The 18,853-nt window shown below is 40.0% G+C and carries 19 protein-coding genes; 12 read left to right on the plus strand and 7 right to left on the minus strand.

Annotation, left to right across the window (positions count from 1 at the left end; genetic code table 11):
• Position 1: 1 nt before the first annotated feature.
• Both I6F66_RS08515 and I6F66_RS08520 read left to right on the plus strand, forming a co-directional pair.
• Complete coding sequence (locus I6F66_RS08515; protein WP_197209101.1) at positions 2–1,144, plus strand: succinylglutamate desuccinylase/aspartoacylase family protein; 1,143 nt, start codon at positions 2–4, stop codon at positions 1,142–1,144.
• Between the two features lie 187 nt (positions 1,145–1,331).
• Complete coding sequence (locus I6F66_RS08520; protein ID WP_165728327.1) at positions 1,332–2,366, plus strand: phospholipase A; 1,035 nt, start codon at positions 1,332–1,334, stop codon at positions 2,364–2,366.
• Positions 2,367–2,438: 72 nt separating this feature from the next.
• On the opposite strand, the gene I6F66_RS08525 is transcribed toward I6F66_RS08520, so the two are convergent.
• A complete protein-coding gene (locus I6F66_RS08525) occupies positions 2,439–3,332 on the minus strand; it encodes a bifunctional GNAT family N-acetyltransferase/hotdog fold thioesterase (protein ID WP_010554800.1) in 894 nt (297 codons plus the stop codon).
• Between the two features lie 237 nt (positions 3,333–3,569).
• Between I6F66_RS08525 and I6F66_RS08530 the strand changes: the two genes are divergently transcribed.
• On the plus strand, positions 3,570–4,283 hold the full coding sequence (locus I6F66_RS08530) for a spermidine synthase (protein WP_197209102.1): 714 nt from the start codon (positions 3,570–3,572) through the stop codon (positions 4,281–4,283).
• Here the strand turns inward: I6F66_RS08530 and dtd are convergent.
• Entirely contained in the window at positions 4,272–4,709 is a 438-nt protein-coding gene (dtd, locus tag I6F66_RS08535) for a D-aminoacyl-tRNA deacylase (RefSeq protein ID WP_024589537.1), read from the minus strand. The two genes, I6F66_RS08530 and dtd, sit on opposite strands and share 12 nt — an antisense overlap.
• Entirely contained in the window at positions 4,710–5,615 is a 906-nt protein-coding gene (locus I6F66_RS08540) for a virulence factor BrkB family protein (RefSeq protein WP_197209103.1), read from the minus strand. It abuts the gene before it with no gap.
• An 87-nt stretch (positions 5,616–5,702) separates the two neighbouring features.
• Here I6F66_RS08540 and I6F66_RS08545 point away from each other — a divergent pair, with 87 nt between their 5' ends.
• From I6F66_RS08545 to I6F66_RS08555, 3 genes are all read left to right on the plus strand, one after another.
• A complete protein-coding gene (locus tag I6F66_RS08545; RefSeq protein ID WP_010554796.1) occupies positions 5,703–6,359 on the plus strand; it encodes a DUF2959 domain-containing protein in 657 nt (218 codons plus the stop codon).
• Between the two features lie 73 nt (positions 6,360–6,432).
• A complete protein-coding gene (locus I6F66_RS08550; protein ID WP_197209104.1) occupies positions 6,433–7,512 on the plus strand; it encodes an MBL fold metallo-hydrolase in 1,080 nt (359 codons plus the stop codon).
• Positions 7,513–7,579: 67 nt separating this feature from the next.
• Positions 7,580–8,305: a CBM9 family sugar-binding protein gene (locus tag I6F66_RS08555; RefSeq protein ID WP_197209105.1), complete on the plus strand. Its 726-nt coding sequence runs from the start codon at positions 7,580–7,582 to the stop codon at positions 8,303–8,305.
• A 162-nt stretch (positions 8,306–8,467) separates the two neighbouring features.
• Here the strand turns inward: I6F66_RS08555 and I6F66_RS08560 are convergent, their stop codons facing one another.
• Together I6F66_RS08560 and typA are read right to left on the minus strand one after the other, a co-directional pair.
• Positions 8,468–9,409, minus strand: a complete 942-nt coding sequence (locus tag I6F66_RS08560) for a 5'-nucleotidase (protein WP_197209106.1) — start codon at positions 9,407–9,409, stop codon at positions 8,468–8,470.
• A 291-nt stretch (positions 9,410–9,700) separates the two neighbouring features.
• Complete coding sequence (gene typA, locus I6F66_RS08565) at positions 9,701–11,524, minus strand: translational GTPase TypA (protein ID WP_024589533.1); 1,824 nt, start codon at positions 11,522–11,524, stop codon at positions 9,701–9,703.
• 507 nt (positions 11,525–12,031) lie between these two features.
• On the opposite strand from typA, the gene glnA reads away from it, so the two are divergent.
• From glnA to I6F66_RS08590, 5 genes are all read left to right on the plus strand, one after another.
• The gene (gene glnA, locus I6F66_RS08570; protein WP_024594310.1) at positions 12,032–13,438 is read left to right on the plus strand and encodes a glutamate--ammonia ligase; all 1,407 of its coding nucleotides are present in this window, start codon (positions 12,032–12,034) and stop codon (positions 13,436–13,438) included.
• A 113-nt stretch (positions 13,439–13,551) separates the two neighbouring features.
• Complete coding sequence (locus I6F66_RS08575; RefSeq protein WP_197209107.1) at positions 13,552–14,073, plus strand: DUF4124 domain-containing protein; 522 nt, start codon at positions 13,552–13,554, stop codon at positions 14,071–14,073.
• Between the two features lie 82 nt (positions 14,074–14,155).
• Positions 14,156–15,226, plus strand: coding sequence for a nitrogen regulation protein NR(II) (gene glnL, locus I6F66_RS08580; protein WP_197119407.1), 1,071 nt, complete (start codon positions 14,156–14,158; stop codon positions 15,224–15,226).
• 14 nt (positions 15,227–15,240) lie between these two features.
• Positions 15,241–16,626 carry a nitrogen regulation protein NR(I) gene (ntrC, locus tag I6F66_RS08585; RefSeq protein WP_165739232.1) on the plus strand — a complete coding sequence of 462 codons (1,386 nt, stop codon included), beginning with the start codon at positions 15,241–15,243 and terminating at the stop codon, positions 16,624–16,626.
• A 29-nt stretch (positions 16,627–16,655) separates the two neighbouring features.
• Positions 16,656–17,114, plus strand: a complete 459-nt coding sequence (locus tag I6F66_RS08590; protein WP_166421825.1) for a cyclic nucleotide-binding domain-containing protein — start codon at positions 16,656–16,658, stop codon at positions 17,112–17,114.
• A 9-nt stretch (positions 17,115–17,123) separates the two neighbouring features.
• Here I6F66_RS08590 and I6F66_RS08595 read toward each other — a convergent pair whose 3' ends face one another.
• Together I6F66_RS08595 and I6F66_RS08600 are read right to left on the minus strand one after the other, a co-directional pair.
• The gene (locus I6F66_RS08595) at positions 17,124–17,789 is read right to left on the minus strand and encodes a hypothetical protein (RefSeq protein WP_197119408.1); all 666 of its coding nucleotides are present in this window, start codon (positions 17,787–17,789) and stop codon (positions 17,124–17,126) included.
• A 55-nt stretch (positions 17,790–17,844) separates the two neighbouring features.
• Positions 17,845–18,132 carry a hypothetical protein gene (locus I6F66_RS08600; RefSeq protein ID WP_165739228.1) on the minus strand — a complete coding sequence of 96 codons (288 nt, stop codon included), beginning with the start codon at positions 18,130–18,132 and terminating at the stop codon, positions 17,845–17,847.
• Positions 18,133–18,388: 256 nt separating this feature from the next.
• On the opposite strand from I6F66_RS08600, the gene I6F66_RS08605 reads away from it, so the two are divergent.
• The gene (locus tag I6F66_RS08605; protein ID WP_165728335.1) at positions 18,389–18,772 is read left to right on the plus strand and encodes an RNA-binding S4 domain-containing protein; all 384 of its coding nucleotides are present in this window, start codon (positions 18,389–18,391) and stop codon (positions 18,770–18,772) included.
• Positions 18,773–18,853 lie beyond the last annotated feature (81 nt).

The raw sequence follows: 18,853 nt of genomic DNA on the forward strand, positions 1-18,853 counted from the left end.
CATGAGTAATACAACACACATCAGCCAAGAGAACATTGTAGTAGGGGAAGTTGCAAACGGCTTACCGCTTACAATTCCTGTTTATCGTTTAAAAGGCGATGGCACAGGGCCTAGTGTTTATGTTCAGGCCAATATGCATGGCGCTGAAGTACAAGGCAACGCTGTTATTTTTCAGCTACTTGAGCAATTAAAACATCTTAACCTTAGTGGCGATATTACCCTTGTACCTTATGCAAATCCGATTGGTTGTAATCAAAAATCTGGCGAGTTTACCCTTGGCAGGTTCGATCCGATTACGGGCACTAATTGGAATCGCATGTATCACTACAATAAAAATTTAGTGGCACAGTTTGCACAAAATCATACCCAGTATGACGACGCTACATTAAAAAGTAACTTCAAACAGGCGCTTATTGACGAAGTAGACAGCAAACTTAACGGCCCTGCTTATTTACTTAATACAGGTAAACGCATTGCGCTTAACTTACAAAAGCTCGCTCATCAGGCTGATATAGTACTCGATTTGCACACAGGTCCTATTTCAAGCAAGCATTTGTACTGCCCAACCTATGCAACCGACAGCGCACGTTACTTTAATATTGAACATGTATTGCTTATCCCTAGTGATTTTGACGGCGCTATGGATGAAGCTAACTTTTGCCCATGGTGGCATTTGAGTGATGCACTTAGCGAGCAAGGTCGTGAATTATCAATACCTGTAGAAGCATTTACTGTAGAGCTAGGCAGCCAAGAAAAAATAGACTTAAAAGAAGCACTAAACGATGCTAACAGCATTTTAAGTTACTTAAATCACAAAGGTGTTTTACAAAATGCACCGCATACGCCAGCTAATATCACTCGCTATGCATGTAATTTAGATGACTACTTTGTTTATTACGCCCCTATTGGCGGCATGGTTGAATACATAGCCCCACTTGGTGGGCACATTAAAGCCGGTGAGCCTATTGCTAATATTTTACGAATGGAGCGCTACTTAAGCGAGCAACCACTGCAAACACTTACTCTCGATTGCGATGCAATTGCCATTTTGCACTTTGCCTCGGCGAGTGTTAACCAAGGCACCGAACTTTATAAGTTTTTTACTAACATATTTGAGCTAGAGCTCACCCTTCTCATTGCGTGAGAGCACATAGTTAATGTGCATTAAAAAAGCGGCCTAGGCCGCTTTTTTTTCTGATCTATATTTACTTTGTATACGTACAGACCTTGTTATAAATACAAATTCAGTAAAAGTTCACCGTTACATATGTAAAAAGACGTTATAATTAAATTAACGCATACAACACAACCCGAACCCACAAGGAATTACAATGAGCTGGCGCCACTGGATCACACTTTCTGCCTTAATAAGTACAGCTACCTTCGCACAAGAAGAAGTTGCTACAAATGAGCAAGACAACGACATCGAACTTGTAAAGCAGTGTATTTTAAATGAAGTAATTGGCGGAGATGGTAAACAAACATTAGACGATCTTCGTAAAAAGTGTTCAGCTCTTGAAGAAAACAAACAACTTACCGCGCTTGATAAACGCCAAGCTCGTGAAGAAGTAGGTAAAAAAAATAGAAATGTAATTACGCCACATAAGCGTAACTATATTTTACCGCTTTCGTATGTATCACACCCAAACGATCGCCCATTTGATGGCTTTGATGCACTAACCGACGACAACGACGGTGAACCGCTCGACAACTTAGAAGCAAAATACCAGCTATCGATAAAAGTGCCTCTTTACGATGATTTTTCGGATAAAGACCAAGCCATATTTTTTGGCTTTACACTGCAATCGTATTGGCAGCTTTATAACTCAGAAATTTCTTCTCCATTTCGTGAGACCAACTACGAACCAGAGATATTTTGGATAAATTACCTCGACCCAGAAAACGTATTATGGGGCGACGAAATGGCAATTGCTTTAGGTATTTCGCATCAGTCAAATGGTCGAAGCCAACCAAACTCACGTTCGTGGAACCGTATTTATGCAGACTTTATCTGGGAAAACAGAGGCTTTGTTTTTAGCTTTAAACCTTGGTACCGAATAGCTGAGGACGAAAAAGAAGATATTTTAGAAGCCAATGGCGACGACAACCCAGACATATATAAATACATGGGTTACTTTGAGTTTAGCGGCGCGTATCGTTTTCATGACCATGAATTTAGCTTTATGACACGTAACAACTTAAATTCAGATAATCGTGGTGCAATTCAACTCGACTGGTCGTTTCCTTTATGGGGCCGCGTTCGTGGTTATGCACAATACTTTAACGGTTATGGCGAAAGCTTAATTGATTACAATGCGGATGTAGAACGTATTGGTGTAGGTATATTATTAACCGATCTGCTGTGATACTTCCCTAAGTTTTACGCACAAAAAAGCCAAGCATCGCTTGGCTTTTTTGTGTTTTGAACAGCTAAACAGTTATTTTTTTACTACGAACTGTCCTTCAAATTCGGCAACCACGTTATCACCATCGTAAATAGTTACTGGCACTACGTAACTTGCTTTACCATCGGTTTCTAAATCGCTTAACTTGCCCTTACAGGTTTGTATATCAACACAACCACGTGGGTCAGTAGTAAGCGGTTTTAAGTACTTAATGTTAGCATCGGCTAATACAATATTACCTTCAAGCCCAGCTTCTTTAAGTGCTAAGTACGTAGCGCCCCAACCTGTTAGCGTGGCCAAGCTATAAATAGAGCCTGCAAACATGGTGTTATGTAGGTTTAAGTTAGCGTCTAGGTCGGCGCTGGTTGTAAATTGCCAATCGGTATAGCTTTCTACCTTAATACCCATCGCGTCACTAATTGGAATAGACTCACGCCACGTATTTTGTAGTACTTGCGTCCAATTAGGATGGCGGAACCAGCCTGGCTCAGACGGTTTTTGCTTTATCATTTTAAAATGCTGTACATCGCCATACGCTAAATGTGCTTTTTCTTTTAGTTCGTAACCGTGGCGTTTATAAAACTCAAGCGCTCGTTCGCGTGCAAACAAAACCAGCTCATCGGCATTTTGTGTCCATGCTATTTTTTCAAGCTCATGAAGCAAACGACTACCAATATGCTGATTACGGTTCCCCTCTGCAACTGCCATGTAGCGCACTTGTGCTTGCTCATGACTGTTAAAGTGCAAACGTGCTACGCCTAGTACTTCGCCTTCTTTATTTTTTATAAAGCGGTGCTCAGAGTCTTGTTCCATATCGTCTTGTTCAGAGCCACGAGGCTCGCCCCAAGGCGCGCGTAATACCTGCCAACGCAATTGGTAATACGCTTGCCAATCTTCGCTACTTTGTGGGGTGCTTACCTGAAACATACATACTCCTGTTGTTATATAAGCCGTAAATAAAAGTCAAAAAAAGGCTACGGCGCTATACTAATCGTATTAGTTATCTACCAAGCTAAAAATTAGGTCGATTGGTATTATTATGGCAAATACCATACTCCATCTTAAAAAAACTGCAAATACGACTTTGGTGATGGCTGCAAAATAACGTAAAAAAATAATGACAAAGGTCATTGCGCTTTAACGTTGCTAGTTTATGCTGAGAATATGACTGAAAAAATCAATTATATAAATTCACTGACGGGTTTGCTGAGCGATCAATTTATTGAAAATAGCCACAGCATTGGTCAGTTAATCTATTGGCATAAATGCAGTGGCGATCACATTCAAGTACGTGAGCACGAGCAGTTACGCTGGTTACTTATTAACGACACTCTTCAATCTGTTATTGATTTAAATAACCCGGATTTATTACTTTTTCCACACTTATTGTACCTAGATAAGCATTGGCAAGCTCTTAGCGCGCCACAAAAAGTGTTAGAACTCGGCCTTGGCGGCGGTGCAATTCGTAACTATTTACAACACAAATACCCTAAAGCACAAATAACATCGGTTGAAAAAAACGCCGATATTATTGATTGCTATACCCAGTTTTTTTCGTCAAATAAGAATGAGCAACTACTGTGCGCCGATGCGCAACAGGTTTTAAAAAGTGTGCAAAATATTGATTGGATTATTTTAGATTTGTTTAGCCAGATAGATGCACCTCGATTTTTATTTGAAGAGGCATTTTATAAAAAAATCTACTCGGCTTTAAATAACAACGGCGTGCTATTTATTAACTTTTTATCGCAGCATGAGTCGCAATTAAAGCAACTTCAGCAGCTATTACTCGATGTATTTGGTTGTAATGTTAGCCCGCAAAAAATTACGGGCTATGTAAATCATATTGTCGTGGTAACCAAAAACTTAAACAGATAAGTTAAACGTAACGGGCCCATCGTTACACAAGCTTACTTGCATATCGGCACCAAACTCACCTGTGGCTATTGTAAGCCCCAACTCTTTAGCTTGAGCTACAAAGTATTCGTAAAGCTCGTTGGCTTGGCTTGGCGTTGCCGCAGATGAAAAACTAGGGCGCATACCCTTTTTAGTATCAGCCGCTAGCGTAAATTGCGAAACAACAAGTAACTCACCTTTAATATCTTTAAGGCTTAGGTTCATTTTGTCGTTTTCGTCAGTAAAAATACGATAATTACTTACCTTGTGTAAAAGCTTATCGGCCGTTTGTTTGTCGTCGTGTTTTTCAACGCCCAGCAACAACAATATACCTTGGCTAATTTCGCCTACCACTTGGTTGTTAATTTCTACTTTGGCATGCTTTACACGTTGTATTAAACCTTGCATTTAAACTGTGTCCTTTACTGCTGGTTCATCATCTTCAAGTTCAAGCTCTGGTGTTTCTGGAATATCATTTGGGCTAATGCACGCAGTAAATTCAGCGCCAAGCAAAACAACGACCCACGACAAATACACCCATACAAATAAAATAGGAATGGTTGCTACTGCGCCATAAATAACTTCGTACGACGGAAAATGACTAATATAAAGTGCAAACCCTTTTTTGGTCAGCTCAAATAAAAGTGCCGCAAAAAAAGCGCCAGGTATTGCCGCTCTAAACGACACCCGTGTATTAGGCACTAAGGTGTAGAGCATAATAAAGCCCACCATCGAAATTCCATACGGCAATAGCTTTAACAAAAACCCGCTAAACCCCGGAATTCCCTGATCAGCAAACGACACCAAAGATACAATATAAGAGGTAACACCAATACTGGCACCGAGCAACATAGGCCCTAAGCTCAAAACCATCCAGTACACAGCAAATGAGATCATCATTGGGCGCTTTTTCTTTATGCGCCAAATTCGGTTCAATGTGGCATCTACATTACGTATTAACAGCAAGGCTATTGCAGCTAGAAAGCCAATACCTACCGCCGTCATTTGGTTGGCATTGCCCGCAAAGGAGCTAATATGCTCTCTAATAACATCGGTAGAGGTAGGGACAAAGTTGGTAAACAAAAAGCTCTCAATTTCCATGCGAGTAGATTCAAAGCCCGGAAAGGCTGAAAATATAGCAACACCCACCGCAATTAATGGCACTAAAGAAAGAAGTGTCACGTAAGCAAGGTAACCTGCATTAACCGTTATTTGATCGTCTATACACCGGTTAACGTACTGCATCCACCATGCAGGCTGTTGGCGTATAAAGGACTTAACTTGCTGTTTGTAATGGGAGAGCTTATCATTCATACAATTGACTTGTGCTTATGTAATTTTGATTATAATAACAATCAGCGCCATAATTTACAGCACTAACGCTCGTAAACAGGAATTCAAATGAAAAAACAAACATTACTCAGTGTTTCAATGCTTGTAGTAACACTTACTTTAACTGGCTGCCAATCAGCTTATTATTCTGCGATGGAAAAAGTGGGTGTTCACAAACGCGATATTCTAATTGACCGCGTAGAAGAAACCAAAGACTCGCAACAAGAGTCACAAGAAGAATTTAAATCGGCACTAGAGCGCTTAACTACTCTAATCGATTTTAATGGTGGCGAACTACAAGACACTTACAATCAACTAAACGATGATTACGAGTCGAGCTTAAATGCCGCTAACGAAGTGTCAACTAACATCAATAAAGTAGAAGACGTGGCAGAAGCGCTATTTGATGAGTGGGGCGATGAGCTAGAGCAATACAAAAGCGCATCACTTAAGCGTGAAAGCAGCAAAAAGCTAGCCGCGACTAAGCGTCAATTTGATCAGCTATTACGCTCAATGCGCAGCGCAGAGAGTAAAATGGAGCCAGTATTAACCTCGCTTCATGATAACGTTTTATACCTAAAGCATAACTTAAATGCACAAGCGGTATCGGCTATTAAAGGTGAATTCACTAACCTTAAGCGCGATATTCAATTGTTGATGAACGACATGAACAAATCGATTGCCGATTCAAACAAATTTATTGAACAAATGAATAGCGCTGGCTAATTATTTGTTACTTTAACAAGCCTGCTTAATTGCAGGCTTTTTTATGTTAAAGGCATGCTAAAAGGGATTTACAATGAAACGCTTTTTAACCGCAACAATGCTCTTATGTATACTAACTGCCTGCGGTGCACCTAATAATATTAATCGTATTACCAGCTCTGACTCAGTTGTTGTTATTAATGATAAGAACGGTCGTTATAAAAATTTATACACAGGTGAAAAAACATATCCCACTACCTGCACTGAAAACTGCTACCCAGCCCACCCAGACTTACTATGCAAAACCGGCAGCGAAAACTGCCAGTACCAAGGCCAGCAAACTAAACCACAACTTAGCACCGGTTATACCGTACGCTGGCTTGGCCACGCTAGTTTTGTAATTAACACTCCAAATGGGCAAAGTGTGCTGTTTGATCCGGTAAAAAATCAGTTTGATTCTCCAGTCGCACTTGGCTTTAAACTCGGCGGCGGTATTTATCGTAAAGCAGGGGCTTGGCCTAGTGAGCAAGAACTGAAAAATATTGATGCGGTAATGTATTCGCATATTCATTACGATCACTTTAATAAAGCCGACATACAAAGCATTGGCAATAAACCTCGCTATTTAACACCACTCGGGATGGCCGACAACTTCCCTACCGGTGGTTTTAATATTAGCGAAATGCCGTGGTACTCAACAACCAACATTGACGACTTAGCTATTAATGCCGTGCCAGCTCATCATTTTAGCGCTCGTGTATTGGTGCCCTTTATTTACGAAGATAACAATAAAGACTTATGGAATGGCTGGCTACTTGAACAAAACGGCAGTACCTTATTTTTTGCAGGCGATACGGGCTACTCAAAACACTTTAAAGACATACAGCAAAAATATGGCGATATAGATGTGTGCTTAATACCAATCGCATCTTACTACAGTAAAGAAAGTGGTAAATTTTATCGCTACGTTCACACCACACCAGAAGACGCGCTCAACGCAGCACAAGAACTTAACTGCAAAGTAATGATACCTTGGGGATACGGTAACTCTAGCTGGAAAATGGGCGACCATACTAGCCACTCTGCCTTACTGCGCTTATTGCACATGCACACAAAAATGGATGCTAAAACACCTTTGTATATTTTAAACGAAGGCGAAAGTATTTCACTGTAACTAATTACTCAACTGTTTTAGGATGTGTGTTACACCAATATAAATACACAATAAAATTGAGAGATTAATGAAAAAATTAGCACTCGCCTTAAGCTTTTTATTAAGCACGCCTGCAATGGCGATTGATGTTGAACATACATCAACCCCAATTACTGTCGATGGCGTATCAGAAAGCGCATGGGATAAAGCCGCTTGGCACGATATGCCTTATTTAATGGATGGCACGCTACCATCAAACGATGCTGACTTTAAAGGCCGTTATCGTTTACTGTGGGATCAAAACTATTTATACCTACAAGCCGATATTGTGGATGACGTTTTAATTGATACACACGCCGATCCAACCTATAAATATTGGGATGACGATGCGCTTGAAGTGTTTATAGACAGCGACGCATCGGGCGGAAACCATCAATTTAATCACACCGCTTTGGCGTACCATATTGGCCTAGATAACCAAGCCGCCGATTACGGCCCTGATAAAAAAGCCCATTTGTATACCGACCACCTAGTCAGTAACTGGAAGCGTAACACCACTGCACCTTTTAACATCACATGGGAAGTAGCAATAAAGCTCTACCCTAACGACTACAAAGAAGGCGCTGTAAATACACCAATTACACTGAGCGAAAAACAAGTCATTGGCTTTATGTTAGCGTATTGCGATAACGATGGCAGCAAAGTGCGCGAACACTTTATGGGTTCACACGAAGTACAGCCAGTAAACGGCGACAGAAACCGTGGATTTATAGACGCAGATGTATTTGGCAAAATCACCCTACTCCCTAAATAGTGAGTAACTACCAATAAAATAATTGAAGTCGGTTGGGTTGAGCGAAGCGAAACCCAACGCAAAAATACCCTCCCAGCAAACGCGGGGCCTTTGCATTATCGGGGGTCTTAAAACGCATTAAATATGACATCAAATTAAATGCGTTTGGATAGAGTTAAAATATTAGTCTAACTTTAAATTTTTAACACCAAAAGGTATATGAACTGAAGGGGCAACTGTACTTGTAGAGTTTAAATGCCCTGATTGGTCATCAAAGAAGATATGAGGCTTAAGTACTCCTAATACTAAACCTTTATCTACACCTCCGAGGAAAAATGCATCGTTAGCCATTACACCCCATTTCTTTAGAGTATTTAGAGCTCTCTCATGTGATGGAGCATTACGGGCAGTTACAATTGAAACTCTCAGACGATTTTTATAGTCAGGATCAGATTTCTTCTTTTTTTCTTCTAATTTTTGAATATCAGATATTTTTACAAGAAATTCTTTCAAAGGTCCTGGATTATGAGGCTGCAACACATTCTTAGTTTCATGTTCATGAAACTGGTTAACATCATTTGTATTATGCATTACCGTTTCAGATTCATCGTCAGCTAGAACACCATCAAAATCGAAAGCTATTCTTAAATCATCATCGTCTTCATCTACAATTGCTGATTCGAGAACATGACCCGCAGGGTATCCCATATCTATTGCTTCTTTGATATCAGAAGAATTACCGGATAAAAATAAGGATATACTTAATGCTGGAATATATTCGTAAGGAGATTTCCCTTGCATGAAAATAGCGCGTGATATTGGTAAGCCATGGTGCTTAATCGATTTCATGACACGTAATCCGGTATCTGGATCATTACGCGATAGTAATACTACCTCCACTAAAGGATCTGTTTTAGGATTCTCGCTTAAGTTATTTAAAGAAAGTAACCGTTTAATAAATGAAAATGACACTCCTTTATTCAGCGGGTTATCAAGATTTTCTAATTGGTACTTCCTATACTCTTCCTCACCCTGCTTTCTGAAAACAGTATCCGATTCTAACAAATCAAACATAGCACTTGAAGCTACACCAATTACTAGTCTTTTCCCTAACTCATAGGCCATAATATACTCCAAATTGAGATTTAATAATTAAAAACTCTAACAGTGCATCACCAAGAATACCGATAAATATTTAGTGTTTGCACCAGCAAAATCCTTGCTAATATATAACAACACTATTACCCAAAAACAATACAAATTTATAAGTCGACCTAGATATACCAAGCAGCGCCTCGGTGTACTCAGTAATAAAAAACTCTTTCAGCCTTTACCCATTTAACCCTAACAAACACAAAAAAGCCGCTGTATTTTTCAATACAGCGGCTTTTAAAATCACAATTCTAAATTAATAGATTATGCTTTTGGTCCACGACCTGCACGTTTACGTTCGTTTTCTGTAAGGTAACGCTTACGGATACGAATGTTTAGTGGAGTTACTTCAACTAGCTCGTCATCATCGATGAACTCAAGCGCTTGCTCAAGTGAGTAGTTAAGGTGTGGAGAAAGCGTTTGCGCTTCATCAGTACCAGATGCACGTACGTTAGTTAACTGCTTGCCTTTAAGGGCGTTAACTGTAAGGTCGTTATCACGGTTATGAATACCGATAACCATACCTTCGTATACTTCAACACCGTGACCGATGAATAAACGGCCGCGTTCTTGTAAGTTGAATAATGCGTTAGTAAGTGCTTTACCCGTTGCGTTTGCAATCATTACGCCGTTCTTACGAACACCGATGTCGCCACCTTTGTGAGGACCGTAATGATCGAACGTATGGTACATAAGACCAGAACCCGAAGTAAGCGTCATGAAATCAGTTTGGAAACCAATTAAACCACGGCTAGGGATCATGAAATCTAAACGCATACGGCCTTTGCCATCTGGAGTCATGTTAGTAAGTTCACCTTTACGTAGGCCAACTTGTTCCATAACAGAACCTTGGTGCTCGTCTTGACAGTCAATAGTAACTGTTTCAAACGGTTCTTCTAGAACGCCATCTACAGTACGTAAGATAACTTCTGGACGAGAAACTGAAAGCTCGTAACCTTCACGACGCATGTTTTCGATTAAGATACCTAGGTGTAATTCACCACGACCAGAAACACGGAAGCTATCTGGGCTACCAGTATCTTCAACGCGAAGTGCTACGTTGTGTACTAATTCTTTGTCTAAACGCTCACGGATATTACGTGACGTTACAAACTTACCTTCTTTACCACAGAAAGGTGAGTTATTTACAGAGAATGTCATTGTTACAGTTGGCTCATCAACACTTAGTGGTGGTAATGCTTCAACGTTTCCTGGGAAACAAACTGTATCAGAAATCTTAAGCTCACCAATACCTGTTACAGTTACGATGTTACCAGCGTAAGCTCTGTCAGTTTCGATACGTTCAAGACCTAGGTAGCTTTGTACTGCGCCAATTTTACCATTACGTGTAGTGCCATCAGCACTGATAATAGTAACTTGTTGGTTAGGAGCAACAGAACCACGTTTAATACGACCAATACCAACTACACCAACATAAGAGTTGTAATCTAGTTGAGAAATTTGCATTTGGAAGTCACCTTCAGGATCTGCATCCGGTGGTGATACTTCGTCAACGATCATCTTGAACATAGGTTCCATGTTATCTGATGGCTCGTCTAAATCTAGTGTTGCCCAGCCGTTGATAGCTGAAGCGTAGATTACTTTAAAATCTAACTGTTCGTCAGTTGCGCCAAGGTTGTCGAATAAATCAAAGATTTGATCCATAACCCAATCAGGACGTGAACCTGGCTTATCAATTTTATTGATAACTACGATTGGCTTTAAGCCTTGCGCGAATGCCTTTTGCGTAACGAAACGCGTTTGTGGCATTGGACCTTCTTGAGCATCAACAAGTAATAATACTGAGTCAGCCATCGAAAGTACGCGTTCAACTTCACCACCGAAATCGGCGTGTCCCGGAGTATCTACGATATTGATATGGTAGTCGTTCCAAGAAATGGCTGTGTTTTTAGCCAAAATGGTAATACCACGTTCTTTCTCAATGTCGTTTGAGTCCATCACGCGCTCTTCGTTACCGCCGCGTGTTTCTAATGTACCTGATTGCTCAAGTAGTTTGTCAACCAGAGTTGTTTTACCGTGGTCAACGTGCGCGATAATCGCTATATTTCTTAACTTTTCGATGCTCATATATTTACTCAGAGAAATTAAATTCTCAATGATCCTGCAAGATCTACGCACTCATCCACGCTTTCGCGAGATGTCCCAGCATAGGATTTAAAAGGGCGCATATTATCCCTCATTAATGACATGGATGAAAGTTTATCCAATACATATTTTAAAACTTTCTCAATACTTTTACTAAGTATCTGTTTTATATATGACAATTATATGAATTAAATTTCAATATTTTTTTGAAAAACAGTCTTTTTGACTATTTTCCCGATCTTTTTGTTACTCTTTTGCATTTAGGTTATGCTAATTTCAGCTGATTAAATTAACAACAAATTACGCTCTGTAAATTTTGCACCGAAATGGAATATTTACGCACCAACATGGTGCGTTTGTATATTCCATTTTGATGCAATGATATTTTTTTAATTTATAAACAGCCAGTTACAATAATGGCACAAAATCAGCTTAGTAAATACCAAAGCAATTATGCAGCAATAACAAAACCTAATAGTTGGAGGACACATGTCACAATCGGTTTTAGATTTTATTAAAGAAAATGACGTCAAGTTCATTGATTTACGCTTTACTGACACTAAGGGTAAAGAACAGCATGTTTCTATTCCTCATCACCAAGTTGATGAAGACTTTTTTGAAGACGGTAAAATGTTCGACGGTTCTTCAATTGCAGGCTGGAAAGGCATAAACGAATCAGACATGGTATTAATGCCAGTGCCTGAGTCAATCAAACTAGACCCTTTCACAGAAGAAGCGACATTAATTTTACGTTGTGACGTAGTAGAGCCTTCTACACTACAAGGTTATGAGCGCGACCCGCGTTCTGTTGCTAAGCGTGCTGAAGACTACATGCGCTCTACAGGTATTGCAGATACAGTTTTATTTGGCCCAGAGCCAGAGTTTTTCGTATTTGACGACGTTAAATACAAATCAGATATGTCTGGTTCTATGTACAAAATTGATTCTAAGCAAGCTGCTTGGAACTCAGATAAAGAATATGCAGATGGCAACACAGGTCACCGTCCAGGTGTTAAAGGCGGTTACTTCCCAGTTGCTCCAGTTGATGACTTCCAAGATTGGCGTTCAGCTACGTGTCTAGTTCTAGAAGAAATGGGCCAAGTAGTAGAAGCACATCACCACGAAGTAGCAACAGCAGGTCAAAACGAAATTGCTACTCGCTTTAATACAATGGTATTAAAAGCGGATGAAATCCAAGAAATGAAATATGTTATCCACAACATGGCTCACTTATACGGTAAAACGGCAACGTTTATGCCTAAGCCAGTTGTTGGTGATAACGGTTCTGGTATGCATTGTCACCAGTCACTTGCTAAAGATGGTGTAAACCTTTTTGCTGGTGATAAGTACGGCGGTCTTTCTGAAGATGCACTTTACTACATTGGCGGTATCATCAAGCATGCTAAAGCAATTAACGCTTTTGCAAATGCGTCTACTAACTCGTACAAACGTTTAGTACCAGGTTTTGAAGCACCAGTTATGCTTGCATACTCTGCACGTAACCGTTCTGCATCAATCCGTATCCCAGTGGTTCCATCTGAAAAAGGTCGTCGTATTGAAGTACGCTTCCCGGATCCAACAGCTAACCCATACCTTGCTTTCTCAGCAATGCTTATGGCTGGCCTTGATGGTATCAAAAACAAGATCCACCCTGGCGATGCGATGGACAAAGATTTATACGACTTACCAGCTGAAGAAGCAGCAGAAATTCCAACTGTTGCAGCATCACTTGACGAAGCACTATCTGCACTTAGCGCAGACCGTGAATTCTTAACTCAAGGTGGTGTATTCACTGACGACTTAATCGATGCTTACATCTCACTTAAGTCTCAAGAAGTTGAAAAGCTTAACATGACAACTCACCCAGTTGAGTTTGAAATGTACTACAGCTGTTAATTAAGCTGTAAAATATATGTGTGTTCTCAAGCCCGCTTTGCGGGCTTTTTTAATGGTAAAATTAAACAAACTCCACTAAAGTTAAGTTACCGATAAAAATGCAGGGCTGCAGAGTGAATAACAAGATTTTATTACTATTAATTACTTTAGGATTAAGTAATTATGGTTACGCAGGTGAAACAAAAATATACGCTTGGAAAGATAAAAATGGCGTATTAGTGTTCTCAGACACCCCTCATAAAGGGGCTCAAGAGGTAAAGCTTACCAGCCAAGATCTTAATATGCCTGCAACAAATACTGACATTTTTGACGAGCAACCCCAGCCTCAACAAGCGGCCTTTAGTATTGCCATTTCCTCACCTGATCATAACCAGACTATCCGTGAAAATACCGGCAGTGTTTATGTTACTAGCCGAATAAAACCACGCTTTGAAACTGGTTTTACTATACAACTTTTTATTGATGGTAAAGCACATGGCCCCGCCAGTGACAGCTCAACCTTTGCAATAAGAGATGTAGAACGTGGTCAGCACACACTACAATTAAAGCTTTTTAATAGTAAAAACCAAGTTATTGCTACAAGTGAGCCCTGCATATTTTTTATGCACCGAAAAGGGCTAAACCTAGGTAACTAAATTGGGGCATTACTAAACGTGCAGCAGTGTATTTAATCATATAACTTGCTTGTAAATATCCACGCACTAAAATGGTGCAGCTATGATTAATAATAAAAACTTTAGCCCTGAGCTACTCGATGCCATTTGGCAAAATCAAACAACCGCTATCATGTTGCTTGATAAAAACTTCACCGTTGTATATGCCAATACCAGTACCAGTGAACTGCTTGGCCTTGGTAACAAGCGCCTATTAGATCAGCCTTTTGATAGCCTTTTTAACTACCATTCAATCGATTTAAAGCGTATAGAGCAATACTCATTAGTTGAAGGCGTAGATTGCCAGCAGCATAGAGCTGATGTGGTTTTTAGCGATTCTCGCCATGCAAAAGTAGCCGTAAGTACACGACAAATTAAGTTTAATGGCTCGCTTTATATTTTATTTGAGTGGCGCCAAACCGACGACGAAATTAAGCACGACCAAGCGTCTAATCAAATGCATCAATACCAAGCTGCTCGAAACCTAATTAGAGGGTTAGCTCACGAAATTAAAAATCCTTTAGGTGGAATCCGCGGAGCGGCGCAGTTATTGCAGTATGAGGTTGATCAACAAGAAAGAGATCAATGTGCTGAGCTCATCATTGAGCAAGCCGACCGATTACGCGAATTAGTAGATAGGCTTTTAGGGCCTAATCAACTTCCGCAAAAATCGTATGGCAACATACATCAATCACTTGAATCAGTTGCAAGACTAAGTACGTTAGATAATTGCTCTAACATTAACTTGGTTAAAGATTACGACCCAAGTATTCCTGATGTATACATTGATCAAGGTAAAATTCAGCAAGTAGTATTAAACATTGTTCGAAATGCCCAACAGGCGCTTGTGGATGGCGGTGAAATAACAATAAAAACCCGCATAAATCATCAGCATCGTCGCCCGGGTAAAGCACCTAAAAAAGCCTTGTTGATCCAAATATCTGATAACGGACCAGGTATTGATCCCAGTGTACGCGAAACACTGTTCTACCCGATGATCACCAATAAAGAAGGTGGCTCCGGGTTAGGACTCTCAATAGCGCAAACACTGATTGATCAACATGATGGCTATATAGAATGTGATAGCTGGCCTGGACATACTGAATTTAATATCTATCTGCCCTTTGCAGATTAATGTTTGGAGTTTGCATGAAAACAGTTTGGCTTGTAGATGATGATGCTTCTATTCGATTTGTACTCGAAAAAGCACTAACCCGTGCAGGGTTTAACGCAGAAAGCTTTTCTAATGCGCAAGATGTATTAAGCGCATTAAAGTTTAGCCAACCTACTGTTTTAGTTTCGGACGTACGAATGCCTGGTATGGATGGTATGGCGTTGCTTGAACTTATTGCAGAGCAGAACCCTGGATTGCCCGTCATTATAATGACTGCGCACTCAGATTTAGACTCAGCTGTAAATGCATTTCAAAAAGGTGCTTTTGAATACCTAGCTAAGCCGTTTGATTTAAACGAAGCGGTAGCACTAGTCGAAAGCGCATGCAGGGCAAATTCCACTAAAAAAACTAAGCGTAAGCAAGCTCCACCAAAAAGTGCGCATATAATTGGTGAAGCACCCGCCATGCAGGAAGTGTTTAGAGCGATAGGTAAGCTATCGGCCTCTAGCATGAGCGTATTAATAAATGGTGAATCTGGCACAGGTAAAGAACTAGTTGCCAGTGCCCTGCACAACCATAGCCCACGTAAAGAAAACCAATTTATTGCACTTAACATGGCGGCTATTCCAAAAGAGCTTGTTGAGTCAGAGCTTTTTGGTCACGAAAAAGGCGCATTTACGGGTGCCGACAGCGTACGCAAAGGCCGTTTTGAGCAAGCCAATGGCGGCACACTGTTTTTAGATGAAATTGGTGATATGCCACTTGATGTGCAAACACGTTTACTACGCGTTCTTGCCGATGGTGAATTTTATCGCGTTGGTGGCCATCAAAGTATAAAAGTAGACGTGCGTATTATTGCGGCTACGCATCAAAACCTTGAAGATTTAGTTAAACAGGGCAAATTTAGGGATGATTTATTTCATCGTCTTAATGTTGTGCGCCTACGTTTACCCGCTCTTCGAGAACGTACTGAAGATATAGAAAGTTTATCGCAACACTTTTTACATAAAAGCGCTAAAGAGCTACAAGTAGAAAGCAAAGTGCTGAGCCCTAAGGCAACTGAGCAATTACGCTTATTTAATTGGCCAGGCAATGTACGCCAATTAGAAAACACCTGTCGCTGGCTTACTGTAATGGCACCGGGTGAGCTTGTGAGCGAGCAAGACTTACCGCCTGAAATTCTTGATGCCACACCAACTCAAGAAGAAGGTGATTGGTTAGATGCGTTTCAGCAATGGCTTAATCAAGAGCTTAAACAAGGTAAAGAAAATATTTGGCCTGACATTCAAGCTCAGCTAGAAACCCGCTTAATAAAAACAGCTCTCGCTAATTGCTCTGGCCATAAGCAAGATGCCGCTATAAAAATTGGTTGGGGACGCAACACGTTGACCCGAAAATTAAAAGAGCGCAATATTAGCTGATTAAACGCTTTTAACACATTTGGTTATTGATGAAGCTAATCGAACATATTCCCTTATTCAAACAAATGGAAATTATAAACAGGCTGCACTTTTTTAAAGAATTTACGCTCAGCGAGCGTCAAGTCTTATTGGAGTCGTTCGGCCTGTTATATTTAGTAAGCCAGCATCAGTTTTTATTTAAGCAATACGATAACGACAAGCGCTTATATATTGTACTTAGCGGTGCGTTGTTAGTATTTAAACATAATCATTTGCTAGAACTTGGAACGATAGTACCTGGTGAATTTATAGGTGAAGGCGCTTTTATAAATAACCGAGAGCGTAGCACTAGCGCACGCGCTAAAACCGACAGTATCGTCCTTGCCATTACCCCTGAAGCACTCACCCGTTTACCTAATGTTATCCGCGAAAAAATTAAAGACCGAATTATAGAAGGTATGAGTCTGCGTATTGCAAAACTTAGCGAGCATATAGAAACCCACGGTTAACTCTATCACTCAGTCCATATAAACAATTTGTAGTGAGCAATCAAGCCAGCTGGGGTTATTAACATGAGCTGTAAACCTGTAAGTATCGGATGGCTTGGCGCCAAAGGGAGTATTTACAAGCGGCTGTGAGTGGCTATATGTCTGGGAATAGATTTTATAATAAATAACAACATACCCATACAAATACTCCCAATTAAGCCTCACAACCGCACCACTTGGTAAGGTAAAGTCAGCATATTTATCTGTAAATGTGACGAGTAAATCATTGTACTTGTCTTCGCTGCATTGAGTTGTTCGTAACTTTTTAGGCATAACAAAGGTTGTACCCGCCACTGCATTTTTTAGATAAAAGCCTATATTGCCATCACCATAAAAATGATTTGAACGCGTTGTATAGCTAACTTGTGGCTCGTAACCTAGCCCCTGCATAATAGTAGCTAACTGCTCAGTCTCTTTTGGGTAAATTTTGTCACTTGATAAGAGTAATGTAGCCTCACCAAACTCTGATGGGATTGCCAGCGGTACATATTCATAAGGGAGCGATTGTGCTTTTAGCGCAGCATCGAGCTGATCGCGCTGTTCATCTTGCAAGTTTTCACTAAATACATACACGGTAGGTTGTTGGCACGCAGCTAATAGTAATGCCAACACATATATTAAAATTCCATTTTTCATAGTTACCCCTTTTGATTACGCTTGTAGTCTATTAAAGGTAACTATTTATAGCAATTTAATTTGTTTGGCTATTTAACCACGCATCAACACTTTTACGAGTGTATAAAACTTCTTTAAATAAGCGATGGCGTTGAAATTCAAGTACCGATTTTTTTTTCATATCGCCACTCACTAAGCGGCTATGGTGATCGTTAAATTTTGAAATCACAGAAAAACCACGTTCAGCATTTTCCTTTTGCTCTTTTACTTGATTAGTAAGATGTGACCTAACATCGTCTGCGGTAAGCATATCTGAATTATCTAAGCCCATTAGCTCTTTTTTCATTGCTAATCTTACGCCCATTTTCTACTCCGTTTTATATGTATTCATTACACATTGATTAATCCGCCAGAGTTTTAGCAATTAGCGAGCCATACGTAAAAAAGATTGCAACGAAGCTTAACTTTTAATTGCTTCAGTTTTTTTAAAGACAGATAAAATACCTAAAAACTTTCATAACTAATTGTGTATTACCGCTATCTAAAGTTACTTGCTTTGGTGCAAAAGTCGCTGTAAGCCTTTATACTAAAGCCTGTGCGTTACCCCACCGAGAGCAAATATGAACGAAGAATATATAGAAATAGAGTTAGAAGAAGAGCCGATTGAGCTTTGTAAATTATTAAAAGTACTAAACTTAGTTGAAGGTGGCGGCCAAGCTAAAAACCTAATTACTGAAGGCTATGTGGGTGTTAACCATGAAATTTGTACAATAAAGCGGAAAAAATTATACAGTGGCGATGTACTAGAATTCGATGGTGAGTTTTTTCAACTTGCGTTAAGTGAAGATGCTGTACCTGCAGAAAAACCTGCGGTACACACTCAAACAGAGTCAAAGCAAGCCGCACCACAACCAACAAATCAGCCAGCTAAAGCTAAGCGCAAGCGAACTAAAAAGCCAAAAGTAGATGATAAAACAGGTCGTCGTCCTATTTCGTTTGGTTAAGCATTTAAAAACCCTCTTTTTATATAAAAAGGTCAACTTGTATAGTTGGCCTTTTTACTCTTTAATAACCTAGTTAATAAT

The sequence above is a fragment of the Pseudoalteromonas sp. NZS100_1 genome (genome assembly GCF_015864285.1).
Lineage (GTDB): Bacteria > Pseudomonadota > Gammaproteobacteria > Enterobacterales > Alteromonadaceae > Pseudoalteromonas > Pseudoalteromonas arctica.

Excerpts from the sequence above, each read along its gene's own strand:
- ntrC (WP_165739232.1), top strand. The coding sequence starts at position 15,241 with ATGAAAACAGTTTGGCTTGTAGATGATGATGCTTCTATTCGATTTGTA.
- I6F66_RS08600 (WP_165739228.1), bottom strand. The coding sequence starts at position 18,132 with ATGGGCGTAAGATTAGCAATGAAAAAAGAGCTAATGGGCTTAGATAAT.
- I6F66_RS08590 (WP_166421825.1), top strand. The coding sequence starts at position 16,656 with ATGAAGCTAATCGAACATATTCCCTTATTCAAACAAATGGAAATTATA.
- glnA (WP_024594310.1), top strand. The coding sequence starts at position 12,032 with ATGTCACAATCGGTTTTAGATTTTATTAAAGAAAATGACGTCAAGTTC.
- I6F66_RS08560 (WP_197209106.1), bottom strand. The coding sequence starts at position 9,409 with ATGGCCTATGAGTTAGGGAAAAGACTAGTAATTGGTGTAGCTTCAAGT.
- I6F66_RS08545 (WP_010554796.1), top strand. The coding sequence starts at position 5,703 with ATGAAAAAACAAACATTACTCAGTGTTTCAATGCTTGTAGTAACACTT.
- I6F66_RS08515 (WP_197209101.1), top strand. The coding sequence starts at position 2 with ATGAGTAATACAACACACATCAGCCAAGAGAACATTGTAGTAGGGGAA.
- I6F66_RS08555 (WP_197209105.1), top strand. The coding sequence starts at position 7,580 with ATGAAAAAATTAGCACTCGCCTTAAGCTTTTTATTAAGCACGCCTGCA.
- I6F66_RS08595 (WP_197119408.1), bottom strand. The coding sequence starts at position 17,789 with ATGAAAAATGGAATTTTAATATATGTGTTGGCATTACTATTAGCTGCG.
- typA (WP_024589533.1), bottom strand. The coding sequence starts at position 11,524 with ATGAGCATCGAAAAGTTAAGAAATATAGCGATTATCGCGCACGTTGAC.
- I6F66_RS08530 (WP_197209102.1), top strand. The coding sequence starts at position 3,570 with ATGACTGAAAAAATCAATTATATAAATTCACTGACGGGTTTGCTGAGC.
- I6F66_RS08550 (WP_197209104.1), top strand. The coding sequence starts at position 6,433 with ATGAAACGCTTTTTAACCGCAACAATGCTCTTATGTATACTAACTGCC.
- I6F66_RS08540 (WP_197209103.1), bottom strand. The coding sequence starts at position 5,615 with ATGAATGATAAGCTCTCCCATTACAAACAGCAAGTTAAGTCCTTTATA.
- I6F66_RS08605 (WP_165728335.1), top strand. The coding sequence starts at position 18,389 with ATGAACGAAGAATATATAGAAATAGAGTTAGAAGAAGAGCCGATTGAG.
- glnL (WP_197119407.1), top strand. The coding sequence starts at position 14,156 with ATGATTAATAATAAAAACTTTAGCCCTGAGCTACTCGATGCCATTTGG.
- dtd (WP_024589537.1), bottom strand. The coding sequence starts at position 4,709 with ATGCAAGGTTTAATACAACGTGTAAAGCATGCCAAAGTAGAAATTAAC.
- I6F66_RS08520 (WP_165728327.1), top strand. The coding sequence starts at position 1,332 with ATGAGCTGGCGCCACTGGATCACACTTTCTGCCTTAATAAGTACAGCT.
- I6F66_RS08525 (WP_010554800.1), bottom strand. The coding sequence starts at position 3,332 with ATGTTTCAGGTAAGCACCCCACAAAGTAGCGAAGATTGGCAAGCGTAT.